The sequence below is a fragment of the Salimicrobium flavidum genome (assembly GCF_900156645.1).
GTDB lineage: Bacteria > Bacillota > Bacilli > Bacillales > Halobacillaceae > Salimicrobium > Salimicrobium flavidum.
Genome location: NZ_FTOC01000008.1, coordinates 121642 through 128599 on the forward strand (window position 1 = coordinate 121642; position 6958 = coordinate 128599).

Annotated in this window: 4 protein-coding genes; 1 reads left to right on the forward strand and 3 read right to left on the reverse strand. The window is 45.0% G+C overall.

Features of this window, described 5'->3' with window-relative positions; genetic code table 11:
- Window positions 1-105: 105 nt before the first annotated feature.
- Entirely contained in the window at window positions 106-4425 is a 4320-nt protein-coding gene (locus tag BW944_RS11590; RefSeq protein WP_076559862.1) for an AAA domain-containing protein, read from the forward strand.
- A gap of 115 nt (window positions 4426-4540) precedes the next feature.
- On the opposite strand, the gene BW944_RS11595 is transcribed toward BW944_RS11590, so the two are convergent.
- The 3 genes from BW944_RS11595 to BW944_RS11605 form a co-directional block, all read right to left on the reverse strand.
- Window positions 4541-5224, reverse strand: coding sequence for a DUF5694 domain-containing protein (locus tag BW944_RS11595; RefSeq protein ID WP_076559865.1), 684 nt, complete (start codon window positions 5222-5224; stop codon window positions 4541-4543).
- A gap of 62 nt (window positions 5225-5286) precedes the next feature.
- Window positions 5287-5799, reverse strand: coding sequence for a DUF421 domain-containing protein (locus tag BW944_RS11600; protein WP_076559867.1), 513 nt, complete (start codon window positions 5797-5799; stop codon window positions 5287-5289).
- A gap of 308 nt (window positions 5800-6107) precedes the next feature.
- Window positions 6108-6620 (reverse strand): DUF1097 domain-containing protein, encoded by a 513-nt coding sequence (locus BW944_RS11605; RefSeq protein WP_076559869.1) that lies wholly within the window; start codon window positions 6618-6620, stop codon window positions 6108-6110.
- Window positions 6621-6958: the final 338 nt, after the last annotated feature.

Here is a 6958-nt window from a genome sequence, read left to right on the forward strand (position 1 = left end):
ATATCAGTATATATGTCGAACTAATGCACAATTGAGGGCTCACATGTGATAATAGGAAATAAAGGAAATGACCAGAAACGCAATAATACAGCGAGGTGGAACTATATGCAAAGTGTCCAGGATGACAAAGGCGCACGCTTTTTTAAATACTTACTTGAATTGAATAACCTTGTAGGCAAAGTGGATAGGGACTACAGGCAGTATGAAAAGATATGGGAGAAAGACTCCCTTGAAAGTCTTGAGGGGATACGTCTGTTTGATGAATGTTTGGAGGAGGATCATGTATTCGAAATTGATCGGCCTTCCATAACAGATGAGGATAAGCGACCTCCGGAAGTTCCTACTCTGCTTGTTGGATGGATCAATGGATTGATTGATAGTCCGAACAATGAACCGGTTTATTATATGGAACGTAAAGAGACAGATGAGGAAGGGGAGTCGCACACGGTTTCCTTTGAGGACGATAAGGATAGAGTGAAAGCCTACGATTCCTGGAAAAAAGACTGGCACCAATGGGCGGAGCAGCTGAAAGAGAAGTATTACGTCTCGGATCTTTACAATAACTTTTTCCATTTTGTTTCCCGTTTTGACCAGGAAGGGGATACCCTGGAATTCATTTACGGACGCGGAATTCTGACGTGGATGCATAAAGATAAAAAGATCGGAAGCATCCGTCACCCGCTCATCACCACAAAACTCGAACTCGAATTACTTCCGAGACAAGGGAGAATTGTGGCAAAAGAATCTGAAGATACGGTAAAGGTGGAAAGAGACATGTTCTCAGGCGTTCAATTGCCTAATCGTCCGATGCTTGATAAAGTGATCGAGTCTATGAGGGAGCAGCATATAGGTGAAGACTTCGAAGAGCTTTTTGAACAGTTCATTACGCTCATTCACCCGGACGGAGTAGTGAGAGACGAAAATCAAAAGATGGAGATCAGTGCAACTCCTGCGATTTACGATAAGGGTATATTCTCGGTTCGTGGAAAAAAAGTACGAGTTCTTCGCGAGGATTTGGAGCAGATCATCGAAGGAGTGGAAGAAGGGTCCGTAGAAATGACGCAGGCTGTAGCTTCCATCTTTGAAGGGGAAGCTCCTGAAAGGTCGGATATAGATAAAGAGGAAGAAAAGAATCCATTACCGAAAGATCATCTCTATTTTCCTCTGCCTGCCAATGAACAACAGAAGAATATTGTGAATCGTATTGATAAGAACTACGGTGTCACCGTACAGGGACCTCCCGGCACAGGGAAGACGCATACCATCGCAAACCTCGTCTCTCACTTCCTTTCACAGGGGAAACGAATCCTTATCACTTCACAGAAAGAGAATGCGCTCAAAGTATTGAAGGATAAAATCCCTGAATCGATCCGTGATCTGTGTGTGCCTGTTTTGGGTAGTGGTCGTGAATCGATGGATGGCATTGAGAAATCGATTCGCACGCTCAGTGAACAGTTAGGCGAACTGGATAAGCCTGCTTTGAAGAAGACGATCGATCATAACCTTGAATTGCTGGATGAAAGCAAGCGGGAAGAGGCGAGACTCACGAATGAATTAAAGGTATATACGGAAAAAGAGGGAACGCCGCTTACGTATGGTGGGGAAAAGCTTCATAAGTATGACGTTGCCAAACAGCTGGCCGGCACGGATATCGATTATTCGTGGATCAAGGATGATGTCGGCATGGAGGCCACCTTCCCGCTTTCCAAAGAGGAATGGACCACGTTTTGGACACTGAAAAATCGTCTGGAGAAAGAAGAACTTTCTCTCCGCGACAAACGTCTGCCATCGCTTGATGCAGAAATCATGAGCGTGCCGAAGTTCAATGACCTCGTTGAAGAGGTGGGAGAACTCGATGATTACGAGGACGCGGGACAGCGAATTATCGAGGCCTACCAACTGAAAGAAGACAGAGAAGCAATCGGGCTATGGAAGGCACGGATGGATGATATCACTTCCTTCCAACCGTTACTTGAAAAGAAATCTTCCCGGCTGATGCTGGATGATTTGAAAGCTGGGGGCTCGAGAGAAGCACGCTGGCGTGACCTTCATAAGGAGCAAGAAGAGAATGTCCAGAAGCTTTTCGAACTGTACAATGAATTGATCACGCATGACGTTCAGCTTCCTGAAAAGAGTCTCAAAGAGATAGAGGAAGACGTACGAACGGCGAAAGAACCGGTAGAAGAAGGGAAGAAGCCATCGTTCTTCTTTTTCCTATTCAAAGGGAAAAATACGAAGTACTTGTTTGAGAATCAGGTATTGAATGGGAAACCGCTTGAAACAGCGGAAGACTTCGCCATCATAGAAAGGTACTTGGAGTATGCCGAGTTGAAGGCTGAGACAGCGCGCGTAGTGAATGGGAATCTGCAGGAAATAGGAGCCGAAGAAATAGATCAGAGGAACTCCAGGTTTCCACATGAAGTGGAAGAAGCATTGGAAGGGATACGCCAAGTCATTGAATATGTGGATGAAGTCAAGCAGGCGGAACAGCAACTTTCTGTTGAAGTGGATTTCTATGATTTCGGTAAGACGAAGAGCTTCCGTGAAGAGCTGGACGTAGCGGATAAGTATGTCGCCTTGAATCACTGGAGAATCCGTCAAAAAGAAGAAACGGCAAAAATGAAAGAACTATCGAACGAAGAAGAGATGCACCCGATCATCCATGAGTTCATTCTTGCGATGGCCTCAGGGGACAAAGAGAAGTGGGAAGCATCAGTGAATCAGCTGCTCCACTTAGGGGAACGAAAAAAATTAGTCCGGGAGTTTTACAGTTACCTCGATAAACTGAAGCAAACCCTGCCGGCAACCGCTGCTCACCTCGAATCGACAGTCGGGCAAGAAACAGAGATGCCTGAAGATTACAAGGAAGCACTCGAGAATCAGAAACTTCAAACGTGGCTCGATGAAACGAAGGACGTGAACGTCGCCCGTCTGAAAGATAAACTGGAAGAACAGCACAAAGAACAGAAGCGGCTGATCCGTGAAGTAGTTACGGCTTCTACGTGGAAATCACAGATGGAGCGTATTACAGATGAAGAAAAACGGGCACTCTCTTCCTGGAAGACATATATCAAACGGTATGGAAAAGGAACAGGGAAGTCAGCCCAGCGGAACCTCAAAGGAGCGCGTGAGTCCATGAAGACGGCCCAAGGTGCCATACCGGTCTGGATCATGCCGGTCAACCAGGTGCTCGAGAACTTCCCGGTAACGAATGATAAGTTCGATGTCATCATTTTTGACGAAAGCAGTCAGTGTGACCTGTTCTCGACGAACGTGCTTATGCGCGGTGAGAAGATGATTGTCGTCGGGGATGAAGAACAAATTAGCCCGCAAGCTATTGGAACGAAGGATGAAGACGTGCAGGAACTTGTGCGTCGTTATCTGCAGGATGTTCCGAATGCGAATCTCTTTGACGGGAATATTTCTCTGTACGAAATGGCTGAGCAGACATTCCCGAAAGAAGGAAAGCTGATGCTACGGGAGCATTTCCGCTGTGTGCCGGAAATCATTCAGTTCTCCAATGACTTGAGTTACGGAGGAGAAATGATTCCACTACGTCTCCCTGTCGAAGAGGAGAAGCTGGAACCGCCTGTGCTCGCACGTAAAGTCGAAGATGGTCATAATGACGATGGTGACAAAGACATCAATAACCCGGAAGCGGATAAAATTGCGGCGGATATGAAACAGATGGTGGAAGACCCGGCCTACGATGGACAGACATTCGGTGTCATTGCACTGCAGGGAGGAAAGCAAGCTCAGCTGCTTGAGACAAAACTTCGTGAGGCGATCGGAGACGAAGAGTTCGTGAATCGGAAAGTGATCTGCGGTGATGCTTATACCTTGCAAGGGGATGAGCGGGACGTAGTCTTCCTGTCCATGGTTGTTGCACCTGAAAGGAGATTCCGCTCCCTTACAAAGAATAGTGAAAAGCAGCGGATCAATGTTGCAGCGAGTCGTGCCAAAAACCAGATGCGTCTCTATCATTCTGTGGACACGAATGATCTGAAACCGGACGACTTCCGTTATCAGCTGCTCAGCTACTGCAAAAATCCATCACGAGTGGCTGATGAGCTTGAGAATCTGGAGCAATATTGCGATTCTCCATTCGAAGTGGACGTCTTGCGTGCCATTCTGGCAAAAGGCTATAAAGTTACGCCACAGGTAAAAGTAGGGCGTTACCGCATCGATCTTGTGGTCGAAGGTATGAGAAACCGTCTTGCTGTGGAGTGTGACGGAGAACGATGGCATGGGCCTGAGAAGTTCGAAGAGGATATGATTCGCCAGGAATCGCTCGAGCGTGCCGGCTGGGAGTTCTGGCGCGTGCGTGGCCGTGATTTCTATCTGAATAAAAAAGAATCTTTGGAAAGTCTATGGGAGAAGCTCGATGAAATGGGAATTGAACCAAAGATTTATGAACAAGTATAAGTAAAGCAGAGCAGGGACAGCTGTTCAATATTAGAAAGCATCAATTTTTGAATTCAAAGATTGATGCTTTCTTTGTGTGGAGTGATGGAAGTCCGTTTTTTGTAAGACTCATGATTTATCCTCTGTAAAAGGGATTTATAACACTCCACCCGTTTCCTTTAAATAAATTATTAAGCATCCATAGGTGATCGCTACCGATTATAAGTAGAATTCGTTCTTCGGGATCGCTCATTTCTGTAACGTTTTTAAAAATCACCAGTTCTCTTTCCATCCATTTGTTCAAAAAATCGAAACCAATGTTTTCACCTGCAGGGTCAGTAACCTTAACAAACGATAAATACATTTCCTCAAGTTCTTTCATTGATTGTTCATCATTCAACTCTCTATAAGAATCAATTAACGAGGTGTCCAGGCTAATTTCGGGAGTGTTTTCACTTAATTTATCTATGAAATTCATCAAGGCAGGGTAAGAACTTTGGATTTCAGCATGAAGTTTCATCAAATCTTCCTGGGAAATGGCCCCCTGCCAGTTTACAGCATGCAAAGTATCATGGTTCAACTTTTTTGCTAACCGGAATCCGATTTGTTCAACTTCATCGGTTGCATAATTTTCCTTTCGTTTTTGATAAGCCGCAATCAATTCGTCTTCTTCTGACTTTTCCCACTCCAAAGCGATTTTATCAGGCTTATACTCAGCTAAGTAATCAACAAACTCTTCTACTTCGGTCTCTGTCTTTTTTGTTATTTCTTCCTCTTGTTCAAAATGAAATGTTCCCACAAGAATGATTTCTTTCTTCACATGTATACACTCCTAATTCCTTTCTTTGGAAGGAGGCGGGAATGCGGTAAAGCAGTAGTTCTTTACTCAACACGCTCCACCCCTTCCAATACATCTGTTGTTCTACCTTCCGTCTTTTTGATGAGAGACAGTTGACCATTGGTTTCAAGCACGACCGCTTCTACCAGGTGCATGGAACTAATGCCATTTTGACGTGCGATTTGAAAAATTTCCGTCTTGGTTATGCGTGTTTTCACCAGGGCCTTAGGGTAGAAATCCCCGTTGTGATAAAGGAGTACCGGGTTTGACTTCACCGTGCGTGCGAACCATCGGGACCTGACGCTGAGCCACGTTACGATGAACTGCAAGGTGATAAGTAGCGCAAGTGCCAGCAATCCTTCCGCAAGAGAAAGGGTCGGCGTAATGAGGAAGGACCCGATCAGCGTACCGAAAGCCACCGTGATCACCCAGTCAAAAATGTTGAAGGTGGATGGGGTCCGTTTCCCCGAAATGCGTAGCATCAGAATGACGGATGGATAGATGATGATTCCTTTGATCAGAATGGTCCAGAGAGCGGACCAGGTATCGAAAAACATAGGTTTCCTCCTTCGGGTGGGACTTAGTAATATTTATCAGAAAAAGACGAGACTTTCTGATTACTGAATTCCCGTAGAAGCGTTGGAGAAACATACGGAGTGAAAAAAACTGAATCAGAGCAGTTTCAGCTAAGTCCGGGGTTTCACGTGAAACATTTGTTCAGTTCGGTCTGCTATTGCAACATTACACGTATACTTAAGGATCGACATATTTCTTCTTCAGAGCGCACCGGAGCGTGGGCCATGGATTCGCACTGTAATTTTTCATACAAAAAAGCAGACTTTGAAAGGTGAAAGTCTGCTTGAACTTACTTTGTAGCTTCAGCTTTATCTTCTTCCTGAAACAGCGTTTCTTGTGTCTTGATAGCGCGCTTCGGGCCAAAAGTGCGGTGAAGCTTTGAAAAGAGCATACCAAGCTCTGCACTGAAAAACCCGAGCAGCACCCCGCCCAGGAGCGAAACTGCTACGACGAGCCAGTCTCCTCCAGAGGCGAATGTGGAGAAGGCTCCCATGAAAATCCCAGGTGTGTAGTTCGTCGGCTTTACGGTACCGAGCAACACCATCACTGTCGTCACGATTCCACTGAAAATCGCCATTCCCGCAGAAATTTCCGTGGTGGTAGAAAGGATGAGAATCGCCATGCCACAAGCTACCCCTGTCATATTCGTTATGGTTGCTGTAGTCAAAGCCCTGAATCTTCCTGTACCGACAGCAAAAAAAGTAGTACATCCGGCAAAACCTGCCCAGATCAGCATCCCAAAAAGCGGAGCGATATACGTCCATATTCCACTCAATAACCCGGTTGCTAAAGCAGCGGCCATTCTCACCATCTCCTATATAGTAATGCCAAAAGCGAATGAATTAGTGTAGTCCAAACTATTACTATATAAGGTGGAGAGGTGGTTGTAAATAGTTATTTGCTGTATTAGTAAATGAAGGAACTACTAAGGTGTACTAGAAATTGTAGAGCTCTTCTTTCATGTATTGGAAATAAAGGTTGGATATTGTAAGATATTGAATAAGAAGATTCAGGATATTTGTTTACTTATATTGAAATTTTTTGGCTCTCCCTAATCAAGTGTGCTTGACATTGAAAAAAGCAGAATCTTCCTCTAATGTTTAAGGTGACGAAACCAAAACATCGATAGAGAGGAAGATC

What these genes read in the sequence shown, in the direction of transcription:
- BW944_RS11590 (WP_076559862.1), top strand. Translation starts at nt 106, where the DNA reads ATGCAAAGTGTCCAGGATGACAAAGGCGCACGCTTTTTTAAATACTTA.
- BW944_RS11600 (WP_076559867.1), bottom strand. Translation starts at nt 5,799, where the DNA reads ATGTTTTTCGATACCTGGTCCGCTCTCTGGACCATTCTGATCAAAGGA.
- BW944_RS11605 (WP_076559869.1), bottom strand. Translation starts at nt 6,620, where the DNA reads ATGGCCGCTGCTTTAGCAACCGGGTTATTGAGTGGAATATGGACGTAT.